We start from the raw sequence: 14,783 nt of genomic DNA on the forward strand, positions 1-14,783 counted from the left end.
GGCACGTGGGTTATGCTTGGGCCTCGACCCGTGCAATGGAAGACCTTGTGACTGCACCGACCGAACTGGACAAACGCTGGCTCGCCGAAGCGGTACGCCTGCGCGAGGAACACGCCGGGCCCCTGGAGGACCAGGAGGCCAACCGCCGCGCCCGTCAGCAGGGCGGCGACCTGGCGGCACGCATCGAGCACCGCGCGTTGTGGCTGGCCGAACGTGACGGCATGGCCCAGGCCCTGCGCCACTGGAAACAGGGCGCCCGCCTGGCGCTGCTGGCGCTGATGATCATCGCCGCGCTCAGCGGTGCCGGGCTTGGCCTGGCAGCGCTGGGCGACGGCCAGCGCCCGGTGAATGTGTTCTGGGCGCTGGGTAGCCTGCTGGGCCTGAACCTGGTGTTGCTGGCCGGCTGGGCCCTGGGCTTCTTCTTCGCGGGCGAGCAGGGCGCGGCCTTGGGCCGGCTCTGGCTGTGGCTCAGCGAACGCTTCGCGCGTGACGCCAAGGCCGTGCACCTGGCGCCGGCCTTGCTGGTGCTGCTGCAGCGCCAGCGCCTCAACCGTTGGCTGCTAGGCCTGCTGGTGCATGGCCTGTGGCTGCTGGCGATGAGCGCGGCACTGGGCATGCTGCTGGCACTGCTGGCAACCCGGCGCTACGGCTTCGTCTGGGAAACCACCCTGCTCGCAGCCGAACCCTTCATCGCCCTGACCAACGCCCTCGGCGCCCTGCCCTCGCTGCTCGGTTTCAGCGTTCCCGACGAAAACATGATCCGCGCCAGCGGCGCCACCCTGCCGAGCCTGGACATCGCCCGCCAGGCCTGGGCCAGTTGGCTGCTCGGCGTGGTGCTGGTGTACGGCCTGCTGCCGCGCCTGCTGCTGGCCGCCCTGTGCCTGTGGCGCTGGCGCCAGGGTCGCGGACAACTCGCCCTGGACCTCAGCCTGCCGGGCTACGCGCACTTGCGCGAAGCACTGATGCCCCGCAGCGAGCGTATTGGCGTACAGGACGCCGCGCCCGAGCAGTTGCCACAATTCGAGGCCGGTCAACTGGAGTCCGGCAGCAGCGGCGCCCTGCTGGTGGGCCTGGAGCTGGATGACCAGCGCGCCTGGCCGCCGGCACTGCCGCGCTCGGTAACCGACGCCGGCATGCTCGACAGCCGCGAATCGCGCAACAGGTTGCTCGAACAGCTCAGCCGCTTCCCGCCGGCACGCCTGGCGATCGCCTGCGACCCCCATCGCTCCCCCGACCGCGGCAGCCTGGCGCTGCTCGCCGAGCTGGCGCGTAACGCCGGCGCCACCCGCATCTGGCTGCTGCAGGCCCTGCCCGGCCATGCGCTGGACGCCAATCGCCTGGGTGACTGGCACGAGGCCCTCGATCGCCTCGGCCTGCCCCATGCCGACACCTCGCCCCTGACCTGGCTGGAGCATGGCCATGACTGAGCCACTGAAACTGGCCGTGGTCGGCCACACCAACGTCGGCAAGACCTCGCTGCTGCGCACGCTGACCCGTGATGTCGGCTTCGGTGAAGTGTCCCACCGCCCGAGCACGACCCGTCATGTCGAAGGGGCGCGACTGTCGGTGGACGGCGAACCGCTGCTGGAGCTGTACGACACTCCCGGCCTGGAAGACGCCATCGCCCTGCTCGACTATCTGGAGCGCCTGGAGCGCCCCGGCGAACGCCTCGACGGCCCGGCCCGTCTGGAGCGTTTTCTCCAGGGCAGCGAGGCGCGCCAGCGTTTCGAGCAGGAGGCCAAGGTGCTGCGCCAGTTGCAGGCGAGCAATGCCGGACTCTATGTGATCGATGCCCGCGAGCCGGTGCTGGCCAAGTACCGCGACGAGCTGGAAGTACTCGCCGGGTGCGGCAGGCCGTTGCTGCCGGTGCTCAACTTCGTCGCCAGCAGCCAGCACCGCGAGCCCGAGTGGCGCGACGCCCTGGCCCGCCTGGGCCTGCACGCGCTGGTACGCTTCGACAGCGTCGCCCCACCCGAGGACGGCGAGCGCCGCCTTTACGAAAGCCTTGCCCTGCTGCTGGAGCAGTCGCGTCCCGCCCTGCAGCGCTTGATCGACGACCAGCAAGCCCAGCGCCTGGCCCGTCAGCACAGCGGCAAGCGCCTGATCGCCGAACTGCTGCTCGACTGCGCGGCCTGTCGACGCAGCGTCGAGGCCGAGCCTGCCGCCGAAGCCAAGGCCGTCGAGGCGCTGCGCCAGGACATTCGCCAGCGTGAACAACGCTGTGTCGAAGCACTGCTCAAGCTCTATGCCTTCCGCCGTGAGGACGCCAATGCCGGTGACCTGCCATTGCTCGACGGCCGTTGGGGCGATGATCTGTTCAACCCCGAAACCCTGAAGCTGCTGGGGGTGCGCCTGGGCAGCGGGGTCGCGGCCGGCGCGGCGGCGGGTGCAGGCGTGGACCTGCTGGTCGGCGGCCTGACCCTTGGCGCTGCCGCGCTGGCAGGAGCGATTGCCGGCGGTGCGCTGCAGACTGCGCGCAACTACGGCTCCCGCTTGCTCGGCAAGCTCAAGGGCCAGCGCGAGCTGACCGTGGACGACAACGTGCTGCGCCTGCTGGCGCTGCGGCAACAGCAACTGATACTGGCGCTGGACAGCCGCGGCCATGCGGCGCAGGACCGGGTGCGCCTGGGTGAGCTGGATGAGAAGGCCTGGCGCGAGGGAAAGCTGCCGGAAGCGCTGGGCAAGGCCCGCGCGCATCCGCAGTGGTCGACGCTCAATCCGGGTGCGCGGGTAAACCAGGCGCAGCGCCAGGAACAGCTCGAGACGTTGGTATCACAGATGTGATGCCGCAAACCTCAGATCAGCGCCAGCGCCTTCGCCTTCAGCATCGCCATGTCCAGCACCGGCACCCCGACCTCCTTGGCCATCTCGTCCCACTCGCGCATGCGCAGGCTCACCGCAAACAGCGGGTCGCGCTCGAAGGCGTCGGCCTCGGCATCGCTCATCACACCGCCCTGGTAACCCAGGGTGCGCCGGCTCGCTTCACTCAGCCGCTCGTAATAGCCGGGCTTGCGCAAGGTCAGGTAGCGCTTGGCTTCCACGTGGAACTCCACCAGTCGCGCCATGCGCTCGCCGAAACCGCAACGGCGCAAGTACTCGGCGCCGATGCGCTCATGGCTGACCACGCCATAGCCGCCCATGCTGGCGTCGCCGCCACACAGGTGGCCGATGTCGTGGAAGAACGCAGCGAGCACTACCTCGTCGTCGAAGCCTTCGGCCATGGCCAGCTCCGCAGCCTGGGACATGTGCTCGATCTGGGTGATGGCTTCGCCAATGTAGTCGTCGGCGCCGTGGCGCTCGTACAAGGCGAAGGTGTTGTCGATGATCTGGGCTGGAGTGGGCGTCACGGTAGCGTCCTGGTGAGGTGAGGAAAGGCCTGTGCCACGCGGTTTCACTTACTGCGCGACCTTCTCCGACTTGCCGTCATAGCGCTTGCGCCATTCGGCCAGGATCTCGTCGCGGTGCTTCGACGCCCAGGCGAAATCGTTCTTGATCAGGCGTTGCTCGTAGTCGGCCGGCAGCTCGGTCTGCGGCTTGGCAATGCCCGGAGCGGCGAGCACGGCGAAGTTGTCCTTGTACAACGCCATCGCCGCCGGGCTCGCGGAAAAGTCGGCCAGGCGACGTGCCGCATCGGCCTTGGGCGTACCCTTGATCACTGCAGTGGCTTCGATTTCCCAGCCTAGCCCTTCCTTGGGCAGCACGATGTCCAGCGGTGCGCCCTGGCGCTTGAGCTGCACGGCCGGGTACTCGAAGGAGATGCCAATCGGGAACTCACCCGCTGCCGCCAACTTGCATGGCTTGGAGCCGGAATGCACGTACTGGCCGATGTTCTGGTGCAGGGCATCCATGTAGGCCCAGCCCTGGGGTTCGCCGAAGGTCTGCAGCCAGGCGCTGACATCCAGGAAACCGGTGCCGGACGAAGCCGGGTTGGGCATGACGATCTTGCCTTTGTACTCGGGCTTGGTCAGGTCCTGCCAGCTCACCGGCTTGCTCAGCCCCTGCTTTTCGGCCTCGATGGTGTTGAAGCAGATGGTGGCGGCCCACACGTCCATGCCGACCCAGGCTGGCGGGTTGGCGGCGTCACGGTAGTTCGGCGAAATCTTGCCCAGGTCCTTCGGCGCATAAGCCTCGAGCATGCCGTTCTGGTCGAGGATGGCCAGGCTCGAAGCGGCCAGGCCCCATACGGCATCCGCCTGTGGGCGGTCTTTCTCGGCCAGCAGCTTGGCGGTGATGATGCCGGTGGAATCGCGTACCCACTTGATCTCGATATCCGGGTTGGCTTTCTCGAAGGCCTGCTTGTAGCTCTTGAGCTGCTCGGCCTCAAGGGCTGTGTAGACGGTAAGCTGGGTGCTGGCCGCCGAGGCCTGCAGGCTGAACACGGCGGATACAGCAGCGGCAAGGGCAAGTGGCTTGAACATGATGCGGTTCCTTTGGAGTGGGCAGTCGGGTCAGGGTTTGCCGGCGCGCTGGCGCCAGGCCTGGGAGCGGCGCAGCAGCCCGCGCGAGGCCCCCGCCAGCAACAGGGAGGCGGCGGCGCTGGTGAGCAGGATCAAGGTGGACATGGCGGCGGCACCGCCGACGTTGCCGGCATCGTCCATGTTCAGCACCGCGACGGCGGCCAGGATGGTGTCGGGGCTGTAGAGGAAGATCGCCGCCGACACCGTGGTCATCCCGGAGACGAACAGGTAGCGCAGGATATCCAGCAGCGCCGGCAGGCAGATCGGTACGGTGACGCGCAGGTAATGGCGGTACAGCGGCGCCTTGAGCGACAGTGCAGCCGCCTCGAACTCTGCGTCGAGTTGGCGCAGTGCGGTGCTGGCGGTCATCTGCGCCGTGGTCAGGTAGTGGGCGATGGTGCACACCACCAGCAGCGCCATGCTGCCGTAGAGCACATGCAAGGGGTTGCCGCTGAGGTTGAAGAAGAACACGTAGCCCAGGCCCAGCACGAGCCCGGGCACGGCCATCGGCACGAAACTGAGCAGACGCAGGGCCTGGTTGAGCAACCGCAGGCCTTGAGTCTTTTCCATCAGGTAGGCGCCGGTGAAGATCACTGCGCTGCCGATCACCGCGCTGCACAGGGCCATGGTCACGCTGTTGCGGTAGGCCAGCCAGCCGCCACCGGCGGTGTCGTCGAACAGATAGTGCTTGAACGACAGCGTCAGGTTGTAGGGCCAGAAGGTCACCAGCGACGAATACACCGCCATGCCGATCACCGCCAACAGCGCCGAACACACCAGCACTACGACGGCAAGAAAGCAGGCATCGCGACGGCGCGACGGCTTTGGCTCGAACACCTGGGCGCGCCCGCTCATCGTCTCGCCCTGTCGGCGGCGCAGCCAGGCATCGACACTGAAACTGAGCAGCGCCGGCACCAGCAGGACCATGCCGATCAGCGCGCCGCGTCCGAACTGTTGCTGGCCGACCACGGCCTTGTAGGCTTCCAGCGCCAGTACCTGATAGTCGCCACCGACGACTACCGGTACGCCGAAATCGGTGATGGTCAGGGTGAACACCAGGCAGAACGCGGCAAACACGGCCTGGCGCGTGGACGGCCAGGTGATGCTGCAGAAGGCTCGCCACGGTCCGGCCCCCATGCTCGAGGCCGCATCGAACAACCGCGCATCGGCCAACGACAGCGCCGACAGCAGGATCATCAGGGCATGCGGGAAGGTGTAGATCGCCTCGCCGAGCACGATCCCCCAGAACCCGTAGATGTTGTCGCTCAGCAGCCCGCGCAGCAGGCCCTGGTTGCCGAACAGGTAGACCAGCGCGATGGCCGGCAGCATCGACGGCGCCAACAGCGGCAGCAGCGAAATACCGCGCCACAGGCCCTTGGCCGGGATCAGCGTGCGTTGCAGGGCATAGGCGAACAGGTAGGCCAGCGGCACGACGATCAGCGCCACGCTGAAGGCCACCGACAGGCTGTTGCCGAGCAGCCAGCGGAAGTTGTCGCTGGCGAACAGTTCGGCGGCCGCCTGCAGGCCACCACCCTGCCCCGCCTCGCCGCTGAAACCACGCCAGAAGATGGCCAGAAGCGGCATCAGCACCGCCAGCAGCAGAAGCACCAGCAACAGGCTCTTGCCACCGACGACGAACAGCCGGTCACCCAGGCCGACGCCACCGCGCGAGGCGGCCTTGCCTGGTGTCAGCGACACACTCATGGGCGCGGCCATTTCAGGCGAACACCTGCAGGCTCTGCGGTGGCAGGGCCACCCAGATATCCTGCGAGCCCAGGCGTGGCATGGCTTCAGGGGCAAGCTCGGCGAGCAGCGCATGGCCCGGCAGGGCCTTGAGTTCGAAGCTCATGCGGCAGCGGTTGCCAAGGAAGGTGATCTCGCGCACCTTGGCCGGGAACAGGTTTTCCTCGTGCACCACCGGATTGACCGTGATCGCCTCCGGACGGCAGAACAACCGGCCGCTGCGCGCACTCGCCACCCCCGGTGCCAGACGCATGTTCATGCTGCCGACCTGGGCATGGGTGTCGTCCTGGCGCTGGAACGGCAGCCAGTTGCCCTGGCCGACGAATTCGGCGACGAAAGGCGTGGCAGGCCGGTCGTAGATGTCTTGCGGGGTGGCGTACTGCTCGACCTGGCCGTTGTTCATCACCGCGATGCGGTCGGCCATCAGCATGGCTTCGTCCTGGTTGTGGGTGACCATCAGCGTGGTGATGCCCAGCTGGCGCTGCAGTTGGCGCAGCTCGGTGCACAGGTGCTCGCGAACCCGCGCATCGAGCGCCGACATCGGCTCGTCGAGCAACAGCAGTGACGGCGCCGGCGCCAGCGCCCGGGCCAGGGCCACGCGCTGCTGCTGGCCGCCGGAAAGCTGGCCAGGGTACTTTTTCTCGCTGCCGCCCAGGCCGACCAGCTCGAGCATCTCCGCCACCCGCTGGCGGGCCTGCTCACGACTGGCGCCGTTCAGGCCATAGGCGATGTTGGCTTCGACGCTAAGGTTGGGAAACAGCGCGTAGGACTGGAACAGGATGCCGTAGTCTCGCGCCTGGGGCGGCAGTTCGGAAATGTCCCGGTCGCCGATGTACAGCGTGCCCCGGTCCTGGCGTTCAAGGCCTGCGATGCAGCGCAACAGTGTGGTCTTGCCGCAGCCCGAGGGGCCGAGCAGGCAGACCAGCTCGCCGGCGGCGATGTCCAGGGAAACGTCGTTCAACGCGGTGAAGGCGCCGAAACGCTTGTGGATGCCGCGCACTTTCATCTGCGCGCCCGGGGTGCTGTTGTTCATGGCTGGGCCTCATCGAAGAGATGAGGGCCATGCTAGGAAGGCTGTGCGAAGGTTCTGTGGCGATTAGGGCAAAGCGGGTGATAGTGGTATTGGCGGATTTTGGTTGGGGCCTGTGAACACGGGCGTGGCACCGCGAAGAAGCCACAGGAAATCTAGGGTCTGTGTGAAAAGTCTTGAGACGAAGGTCAGGCAAGGCGAAAACAGCCGAGGAAGCGGAGTTTACGGGTTGTAAATGAGCATTCCGAGGCTGTTTTCAACGCAGCATGAACGAGTATCAAGGCTTTTCACACAGAGCCTAGAACCGAGCCCCCGCCACTTCCTGCGCTACCCCGAGAAACGCCGCCGGCAAGCGCGCCTGGCGCCGCTCCTTCAGGCAGTACAGATACTCGTGCATCACCGGCGCACCCTCGAGCGCCAGCACCCGCAGCTCCGGGGTCAGGGGCACTTCATGGCGGGCAATGACGCTGATGCCGATGTTGCGCAGTACCGCTTCGCGGATCGACTCGCGGCTGCCGATCTCCAGCAGCGCAGCGGTCTTCACGCCTGCCTCCTGGATCATCTGCTCGGTCAGCTTGCGCGTGGTCGACCCTGGTTCACGCATCAGCAGGCAATGCCCGGCCAAAGCCTCGATGCCCACCGACTGACGCCCGGCCAGCGGATGACTGCGGTGCACCGCCACCACCAGCGGATCGGTGCCCAGCACCCGACGCACCAGGCGCGCATCCTCCACCAGTTGCGAAGAGGCGGCGATATCCACCCGGTAGTCCTCGAGCATCTCCAGCACCTGCTGCGAGTTGCCGATCTCCACTGCCACTTCGACCTGCGGCAGGCGCTCGCGGAACACCTTCACCAGGTCGAGAATGTAGTAAGGGGCGGTGGCGGCCACCCGCAGGCTGCCCTGGGCCTGGCCGCTGTTGCGCAGTTCGAACTCGATGTCCGCCTCTTGCTGCAGCAAGGCCTTGACCCGTGGCAGGAGCCTGGCGCCCTCCTCGCTCAGCACCAAGCGCCGGCCACCCCGGTAGAACAGCTCGACCGCGTACTGGCTCTCCAGGTTGCGGATCTGCGTGGTCACCGTGGGCTGGCTGAGCCCAAGCTTCTTTGCCGCCAGCGTAATGCTGCCCAGGCGGGCCACCATGTAGAAGGCTTTGAGCTCCGATCCGAGCATGGCACCTCGTTATTTGCGCAGCAGGCGCAGGCCGTTGAACACCACCAGCAGGCTCACGCCCATGTCGGCGAACACCGCCATCCACAGGGTGGCCATGCCGGCAAAGGTGATCGCCAGGAATATCGCCTTGACCCCCAGTGCCAGGACAATGTTCTGGATGAGGATCGCAGCACTCTGGCGCGACAGCCTGACGAACGCCGGGATTTTGCGCAAGTCGTCGTCCATCAGCGCCACATCGGCGGTCTCGATGGCCGTGTCGGTACCGGCCGCCGCCATGGCGAAGCCGATCTCGGCGCGGGCCAGGGCCGGGGCGTCGTTGATGCCGTCACCGACCATGCCGACGCGATGCCCCTGGGCGTACAGGTCTTCGATGGTCTTGAGCTTGTCGGCCGGCAGCAGGTTGCCCTCGGCCCGGTCGATGCCCACCTGCGCGGCGATGGCCTGGGCGGTGTGCGGGTTGTCGCCGGTCAGCATGACCGTACGGATGCCCAGCTCGTGCAGCTCGGCAATCGCCTGGCGGCTGCTGTCCTTGACCGTGTCGGCCACGGCGAACAATGCCAGCGGGCCGGAGCGATCGAGCAACAGCACCACGGTCTTGCCCTGGCGTTCGAGCTGATCGAGTTCGGCTTCCAGCTGCGGGGAGCACAGGCCCAGTTCCTCGACCAGCCGATGGTTGCCCAGGTGATAGGCCTGGCCGTCGATCTCGCCGCGCACGCCGCGTCCGGCCAGCGCCGCGAACTCCGTCACTTCGTCGAGGACGATGCCCTGCTCTTTGGCATGTTGGGCGATGGCTCGCGACACAGGATGGTCAGAGCGCTCGCCGAGGCTGGCAGCCAGTGCCTGGGCCCGGCCCTCGAACACCGGATCGAGCACCTTGAAATCGGTCTGCACCGGCTTGCCGTGGGTGATGGTGCCGGTCTTGTCCAGCGCCAGGAAGTCCAGCTTGCGACCGCCTTCGAGGTAGACGCCGCCCTTGATCAGGATGCCCTTGCGCGCGGCTGCGGCAAGGCCACTGACGATGGTCACCGGAGTCGAGATCACCAGCGCGCACGGGCAGGCCACCACCAGCAGCACCAGGGCGCGGTAGACCCAGTCGAACCAGGCGCCGGCCATGAACAGCGGCGGGATGATCGCCACGGCCAGGGCCACGGCGAACACCGCCGGGGTATAGATGCGCGAGAACTGGTCGACGAAGCGCTGGGTCGGCGCGCGTGCGCCTTGCGCTTCTTCCACGGCCTTGATGATGCGCGCCAGGGTCGATTGCCCGGCGCCAGCGGTCACGCGGTATTCAAGCGCGCCGGCCTGGTTGATGGTGCCGGCGAACAGCTTGTCGCCCAGGCCCTTCTCGACGGGCAGGCTTTCGCCAGTGATCGGTGCCTGATCGACGCTCGATTGCCCACTGACCACCTCGCCGTCCAGGCCGATGCGCTCGCCCGGGCGCACCCGCACCCGCGCACCGATGGCCACCTCGCGCACCTCGACTTCACGCCACTGACCGTCCGCCTGCTGCACGGTGGCCATGTCCGGAGTCAGTTGCATCAGGCCGCTGATGGCATTGCGCGCCCGGTCCAGCGAGCGCGCCTCGATCAGTTCGGCGATGGTGAACAGCACCATGACCATCGCCGCTTCCGGCCACTGCCCGATCAGCACCGCACCGGTCACGGCGATGCTCATCAGCGCATTGATGTTCAGATTACGGTTCTTCAGGGCGATCCAGCCCTTCTTGTAGGTGCCCAGACCGCAGCCGAGGATGGCGGCCAGTGCCAGCAGGGCAACCACCCACTCCGGCGCCAGCCCGGAGAAGTGCACAATTTCGGCGCCAATCGCCGCAATACCCGACAACGCCAATGGCCACCAGCGGGTCTTGTGGGCAACAGGGGCGCTGGTGCTGCCATCATCGTCTGCAGCCAGCGGCTCGGCCTTCATGCCCAGGCTGTCGATGGCGCGCTCGATCTGCGCCGTACCGTCGAGGGTATGGCGCACGCCGAGGATGCGGTTGATCAGGTTGAACTCCAGTTGCTCGATGCCAGCCAGCTTGCCCAGCTTGTCCTGGATCAGGGTCTGCTCGGTCGGGCAGTCCATCGCCTGGATGCGAAAACGGCTCAGGCGCGCCTGGTCACTGGCCTTTTCGGTCAGTTGCACGAAGCTCGGCGCAGCCTTGCTGGCACAGCAGCTGTGTGCCTGGTGGTCGTGGCAGTGAGACTTGGCGCCATGATCGTGGCCGTGATGATCGTGTCCATGATCATGATCGTGCTTGTGGTCGTGGCTGACAGGCTGGTTCATAGGTTCGCCCTGATCGAAGAGTGCCCGCTGACGGGGGGTTGTTGCCAAGTGAACACCCTGTAGCCACTATAGGGTCAAGCGATTCCCTGGAGATTTCCTCATGAAGATCGGAGAACTGGCCAAGGCGACCGACTGCGCCGTGGAAACCATCCGCTACTACGAGCGCGAGCAGTTGCTGCCCGAGCCTGCCCGCACCGACGGCAACTACCGGCTGTACACCCAGGCGCACGTGGAGCGCCTGACCTTCATCCGCAACTGCCGTACCCTGGACATGACCCTGGACGAGATCCGCAGCCTGCTGAGCCTGCGCGACAGCCACGAGGGCGCCTGCGGCAGCGTCAATGCGCTGATCGATGAGCACATCGAGCACGTCCAGGCGAGGATCGACGGGTTGATGGCGCTGCAGACGCAGCTGGTGGAATTGCGCAGGCAATGCAGCACCCAGGGCGATGAGTGCGCGATCCTGCAGCAGTTGGAGGTCAATGGCGCGGTGTCGGTGCCGGAGACCGAGCACTCGCATGTGGGGCGCAGCCACGGGCATTGAGGCCGGTAAAGGCCTCTGCCCGCGAAAAGAACGACGCGATCCTGAATCAGACCGCCATCGGCGCCGTCATCGGCGCATGATGCTCATACCCTTCCAGCCAGAAATCACTCGGCTCGATCTTCTCCAGCCACTCAGGCTCATACACCCCGGTCTCGGCAAACGCAGGCACACGCTCGCTGATCACCAGCTTCGGTGCTTCCAGCGGCTCGCGCTTGAGCTGCTCGTTGAGCATGTCCAGGTGGTTCTCGTACACATGGGCATCGCCGATGAAGTAGGTGAACCAGCGCGGGGTGTAGCCGGTCAGGCGGCCGAACAGCGACAGCAGCGCTGCGCCTTCGGTGAGGTTGAACGGCGTGCCCAGGCCCAGGTCGTTGGAGCGGATGTAGAGCGTGAGGGAAATTTCCTTCGTCTCGACATTGGGGTGGAACTGGTACAGCAGGTGGCACGGCGGCAGGGCCATTTCATCGAGCTGGGCGCAGTTCCAGCCGTGGAACAGGATACGCCGGCTGCCCGGGTCGTTGGCGATGGTGTCCAGGCACTGGCGCACCTGGTCGATGGCCTTGTACAGGATGACGAACGCCTGGCCGTCTTCTTCGTCCTTGGCGATCTGGCAGAAGCCTGCCTTTTCCGCCATTTCGATGGCGGCCGGGTTGCTCAGCGGGATGCGCTTGTAGCCTGGCCACTGGCGCCATTGCACCCCATAGATCTCACCGAGGTCGTCATGGCCCTGGCGGAACGGGTTGGCCAGCCACTGTGCGTTCTCGTTGGCGTTCTGGTCCCAGACCTTGCAGCCCAGCTCGCGGAATTCTCCGGCGTTCTTCACGCCACGCAGGAAGCCGACCATCTCGCCGATCGCCGACTTGAACGCCAGCTTGCGCGTGGTGATGGCCGGAAAGCCTTTCTGCAGGTCGAAACGCAGCATGGCGCCCGGCAGGCTGATGGTGCGGATACCGGTGCGGTTGCCCTGCAGCGTGCCGTTCTCGATGACGTCGCGGACCAAGTCTAGATACTGTTTCATGGCCTACCTGTGGCAAGCACGGCAGGGGGATCGCCCCTGCCGTGGGATTTTCAGTGGGCGGGTGTCGCCGTGGGTTTGCGATTATAAGCCCACCAGATCAGGGCGAGGCCAGCGACGATCATTGGTATGCAGAGAATCTGACCCATGGTCAGCCAGCCCCAGGCCAGGTAGCCAAGCTGGGCGTCCGGCACGCGGACGAACTCGACGATGAAGCGGAAGATCCCGTAGAACAGCGCGAACATGCCGGACACCGCCATGGTCGGGCGCGGTTTGCGCGAGAACAGCCAGAGGATCAGGAACAGTGCCACACCCTCCAGCGCAAACTGGTACAGCTGCGAAGGGTGACGCGGCAACTGCGCCGGGTCGCTGAACGGTGGGAAGATCATCGCCCACGGCACGTCGGTGGGTTTGCCCCACAGCTCGGCGTTGATGAAGTTGCCGATACGCCCAGCGCCCAGGCCGATCGGCACCAGCGGCGCAACGAAGTCCATCAGTTCGAAGAACGACTTGTTGTTGCGCTTGCCGAACCACAGCGCCGCCAGCATCACGCCGATGAAGCCGCCGTGGAACGACATGCCCCCCTTCCACACCTCGAAGATCAGCGTCGGGTTGGCCAGGTACTGGTGCAGGTCGTAGAACAGCACGTAGCCCAGGCGTCCGCCGACGATCACGCCCATCGACAGCCAGAACACCAGGTCGGAGAGCTTCTCGCGGTTCCAGGTCGGGTCGAAGCGGTTCAGCCGGCGCGAGGCGAGCAGCCAGGCGCCGCCGATGCCGATCAGGTACATCAGGCCGTACCAGTGGATTTTCAGCGGCCCGAGGGCCACGGCCACGGGGTCGATCTGCGGGTAAGGCAGCATGAGGGTTCCTCTAGATCAAAAAGCTAAGGCCGACGCAGAACAGCAGCGCGGCGAACAGACGCTTGAGCAGGCGCGGCGACAGCTTGTGTGCCAGGCGCGCGCCGAAGCGGGCGAAAAACATGCTGGTGACGGCAATCCCGACCAATGCAGGCAGGTACACGTAGCCCACGCTGTGCGCGGGCAGATGTGTTTCGTTCCAGCCCAGGATCATGAAGCTCAGGGCGCTGGCCAGGGCGATCGGCAGGCCACAGGCCGACGAAGTGGCCACCGCCTTCTGCATGGGCAGGCTGCGCCAGGTGAGAAAGGGCACGGTCAGCGAGCCGCCACCGATGCCGAAGATCGCCGAAGCCCAGCCGATCACCCCACCTGCGCCAATCAGCCCCGGCTTGCCGGGAATGCCGCGGCTGGCCTTGGGTTTGAGATCGAGGGCCATCTGCAGCGACACCAGCAGGGCGAACACGCCGATGATCTTCTGCAGCATCGGGCCCTGGATCAGCGAGGCGGTCTTGGCGCCGATACCGGCACCGATCAGGATGCCGACGGTCATCCACATGAACACCGGCCATTGCACGGCGCCCTTGCGGTGGTGCTCGAGCACGGCATTGATCGAGGTGAAGACGATGGTCGCCAGCGAAGTCCCGACCGCCAGGTGCGTGAGGATCGAGGCATCGAAACCCTGCAGGGTGAAACTGAACACCAGCACCGGCACGATGATGATGCCGCCGCCCACGCCGAACAGCCCGGCCAGTACGCCGGCGCAGGCGCCCAACAGCAGATAGAGTACGAATTCCATTCGCAGGCCCCGTGAATACGATCCGGCATGGTAACGGAAGCCGGGGCCGGGTCTCTAGTGAACTCTGTGTCAGGTGATGGCAGTGGCGACAGGCTGTGGGTAGAGTGGCACAAAACACAGAGGCCAACCCATGTGCCTGATCGTATTTGCCTGGCGGCCCGGGCATGCCCTGCCGCTGATCGTCGCGGCCAACCGTGACGAGTTCTACGCCCGCCCGACCGAGGCGCTGGCCACCTGGGAGGATGCCCCGGGCGTGCATGCCGGACGCGACCTCGAAGCCGGCGGCACCTGGCTGGGTATCGGCCCGGCCGGGCGCTTCGCAGCGCTGACCAACATCCGCGACCCTCGCCAGCCGCCCGGGCCACGCTCGCGCGGAGAACTGGTGGCCGCCTTCCTGCAAGGCGAACTGGGCGTGGAAGCGTACCTGGACCAGGTCGCCAGCCGCAGCGCGCACTACTCGGGGTTCAACCTGCTGGTGGGCGATGGCGAGCGGCTGGGCTACCTGCACGCCCGAGATCCGGCGCCACGGCTGCTGCTGCCCGGCGTGTACGGACTGTCCAACGCCGGGCTGGACACGCCTTGGCCGAAGCTGGTGAAGGCACGCTCGGCGCTAAACGAGGTACTGGAATCAGCGGATCCGCAGCAACTCCTGGCGCTGCTGGCCGACGGTCAGCCTGCGCAGGACGGCGAACTGCCGGAGACCGGCGTCGGGCTGGCGACCGAACGCTTGCTGTCGAGCGTGTTCATTGCCAGCCAGAATTACGGCACCCGGGCGAGCACCGTGCTGATCGTGGATGATCGGGGCAGAAGACAGATGATCGAGCGCAGTTTCGGGCCTTTTGGCGGGCATCTGGGTGAAGTGGAACTGAACCTCGAATGACTGTGCA

General features: G+C 66.2%; 13 protein-coding genes. 4 read left to right on the top strand and 9 right to left on the bottom strand.

Features of this window, described 5'->3' with window-relative positions; all coding sequences use genetic code 11:
• The first annotated feature begins 35 nt into the window (after positions 1 to 35).
• Together AC1TXO_RS25635 and AC1TXO_RS25640 are read left to right on the top strand one after the other, a co-directional pair.
• On the top strand, positions 36 to 1,427 hold the full coding sequence (locus AC1TXO_RS25635; RefSeq protein ID WP_486404305.1) for a DUF2868 domain-containing protein: 1,392 nt from the start codon (positions 36 to 38) through the stop codon (positions 1,425 to 1,427).
• A complete protein-coding gene (locus AC1TXO_RS25640; protein WP_486404306.1) occupies positions 1,420 to 2,784 on the top strand; it encodes a GTPase/DUF3482 domain-containing protein in 1,365 nt (454 codons plus the stop codon). Before AC1TXO_RS25635 ends, AC1TXO_RS25640 begins: the two co-directional genes overlap by 8 nt.
• An 11-nt stretch (positions 2,785 to 2,795) precedes the next feature.
• On the opposite strand, the gene AC1TXO_RS25645 is transcribed toward AC1TXO_RS25640, so the two are convergent.
• From AC1TXO_RS25645 to AC1TXO_RS25670, 6 genes are all read right to left on the bottom strand, one after another.
• Positions 2,796 to 3,347: a phosphonate degradation HD-domain oxygenase gene (locus AC1TXO_RS25645; protein ID WP_486404307.1), complete on the bottom strand. Its 552-nt coding sequence runs from the start codon at positions 3,345 to 3,347 to the stop codon at positions 2,796 to 2,798.
• Between the two features lie 48 nt (positions 3,348 to 3,395).
• Entirely contained in the window at positions 3,396 to 4,418 is a 1,023-nt protein-coding gene (locus AC1TXO_RS25650; protein ID WP_486404308.1) for a putative 2-aminoethylphosphonate ABC transporter substrate-binding protein, read from the bottom strand.
• A 30-nt stretch (positions 4,419 to 4,448) separates the two neighbouring features.
• Positions 4,449 to 6,173, bottom strand: a complete 1,725-nt coding sequence (locus AC1TXO_RS25655) for a putative 2-aminoethylphosphonate ABC transporter permease subunit (RefSeq protein ID WP_486404309.1) — start codon at positions 6,171 to 6,173, stop codon at positions 4,449 to 4,451.
• A 1-nt stretch (position 6,174) separates the two neighbouring features.
• A complete protein-coding gene (locus AC1TXO_RS25660) occupies positions 6,175 to 7,233 on the bottom strand; it encodes a putative 2-aminoethylphosphonate ABC transporter ATP-binding protein (protein ID WP_486404310.1) in 1,059 nt (352 codons plus the stop codon).
• 295 nt (positions 7,234 to 7,528) lie between these two features.
• Entirely contained in the window at positions 7,529 to 8,398 is an 870-nt protein-coding gene (locus AC1TXO_RS25665; protein ID WP_486404311.1) for a LysR family transcriptional regulator, read from the bottom strand.
• Between the two features lie 9 nt (positions 8,399 to 8,407).
• Positions 8,408 to 10,681, bottom strand: a complete 2,274-nt coding sequence (locus tag AC1TXO_RS25670; protein WP_486404312.1) for a heavy metal translocating P-type ATPase — start codon at positions 10,679 to 10,681, stop codon at positions 8,408 to 8,410.
• A 100-nt stretch (positions 10,682 to 10,781) separates the two neighbouring features.
• Here AC1TXO_RS25670 and cadR point away from each other — a divergent pair, with 100 nt between their 5' ends.
• A complete protein-coding gene (gene cadR / locus AC1TXO_RS25675; RefSeq protein WP_486404313.1) occupies positions 10,782 to 11,225 on the top strand; it encodes a Cd(II)/Pb(II)-responsive transcriptional regulator in 444 nt (147 codons plus the stop codon).
• A gap of 46 nt (positions 11,226 to 11,271) precedes the next feature.
• Here the strand turns inward: cadR and AC1TXO_RS25680 are convergent, their stop codons facing one another.
• From AC1TXO_RS25680 to AC1TXO_RS25690, 3 genes are read right to left on the bottom strand one after another with little or no spacing between them, the layout of a single operon-like run.
• Positions 11,272 to 12,243 (bottom strand): thymidylate synthase, encoded by a 972-nt coding sequence (locus AC1TXO_RS25680; RefSeq protein ID WP_486404314.1) that lies wholly within the window; start codon positions 12,241 to 12,243, stop codon positions 11,272 to 11,274.
• 50 nt (positions 12,244 to 12,293) lie between these two features.
• Entirely contained in the window at positions 12,294 to 13,103 is an 810-nt protein-coding gene (gene lgt / locus AC1TXO_RS25685) for a prolipoprotein diacylglyceryl transferase (RefSeq protein WP_054891132.1), read from the bottom strand.
• A 10-nt stretch (positions 13,104 to 13,113) separates the two neighbouring features.
• Complete coding sequence (locus AC1TXO_RS25690) at positions 13,114 to 13,896, bottom strand: sulfite exporter TauE/SafE family protein (protein WP_486404315.1); 783 nt, start codon at positions 13,894 to 13,896, stop codon at positions 13,114 to 13,116.
• Between the two features lie 130 nt (positions 13,897 to 14,026).
• Here AC1TXO_RS25690 and AC1TXO_RS25695 point away from each other — a divergent pair, with 130 nt between their 5' ends.
• Complete coding sequence (locus AC1TXO_RS25695) at positions 14,027 to 14,776, top strand: NRDE family protein (protein ID WP_486404316.1); 750 nt, start codon at positions 14,027 to 14,029, stop codon at positions 14,774 to 14,776.
• Positions 14,777 to 14,783 lie beyond the last annotated feature (7 nt).

Source organism: Pseudomonas sp. FA117, assembly GCF_057370475.1.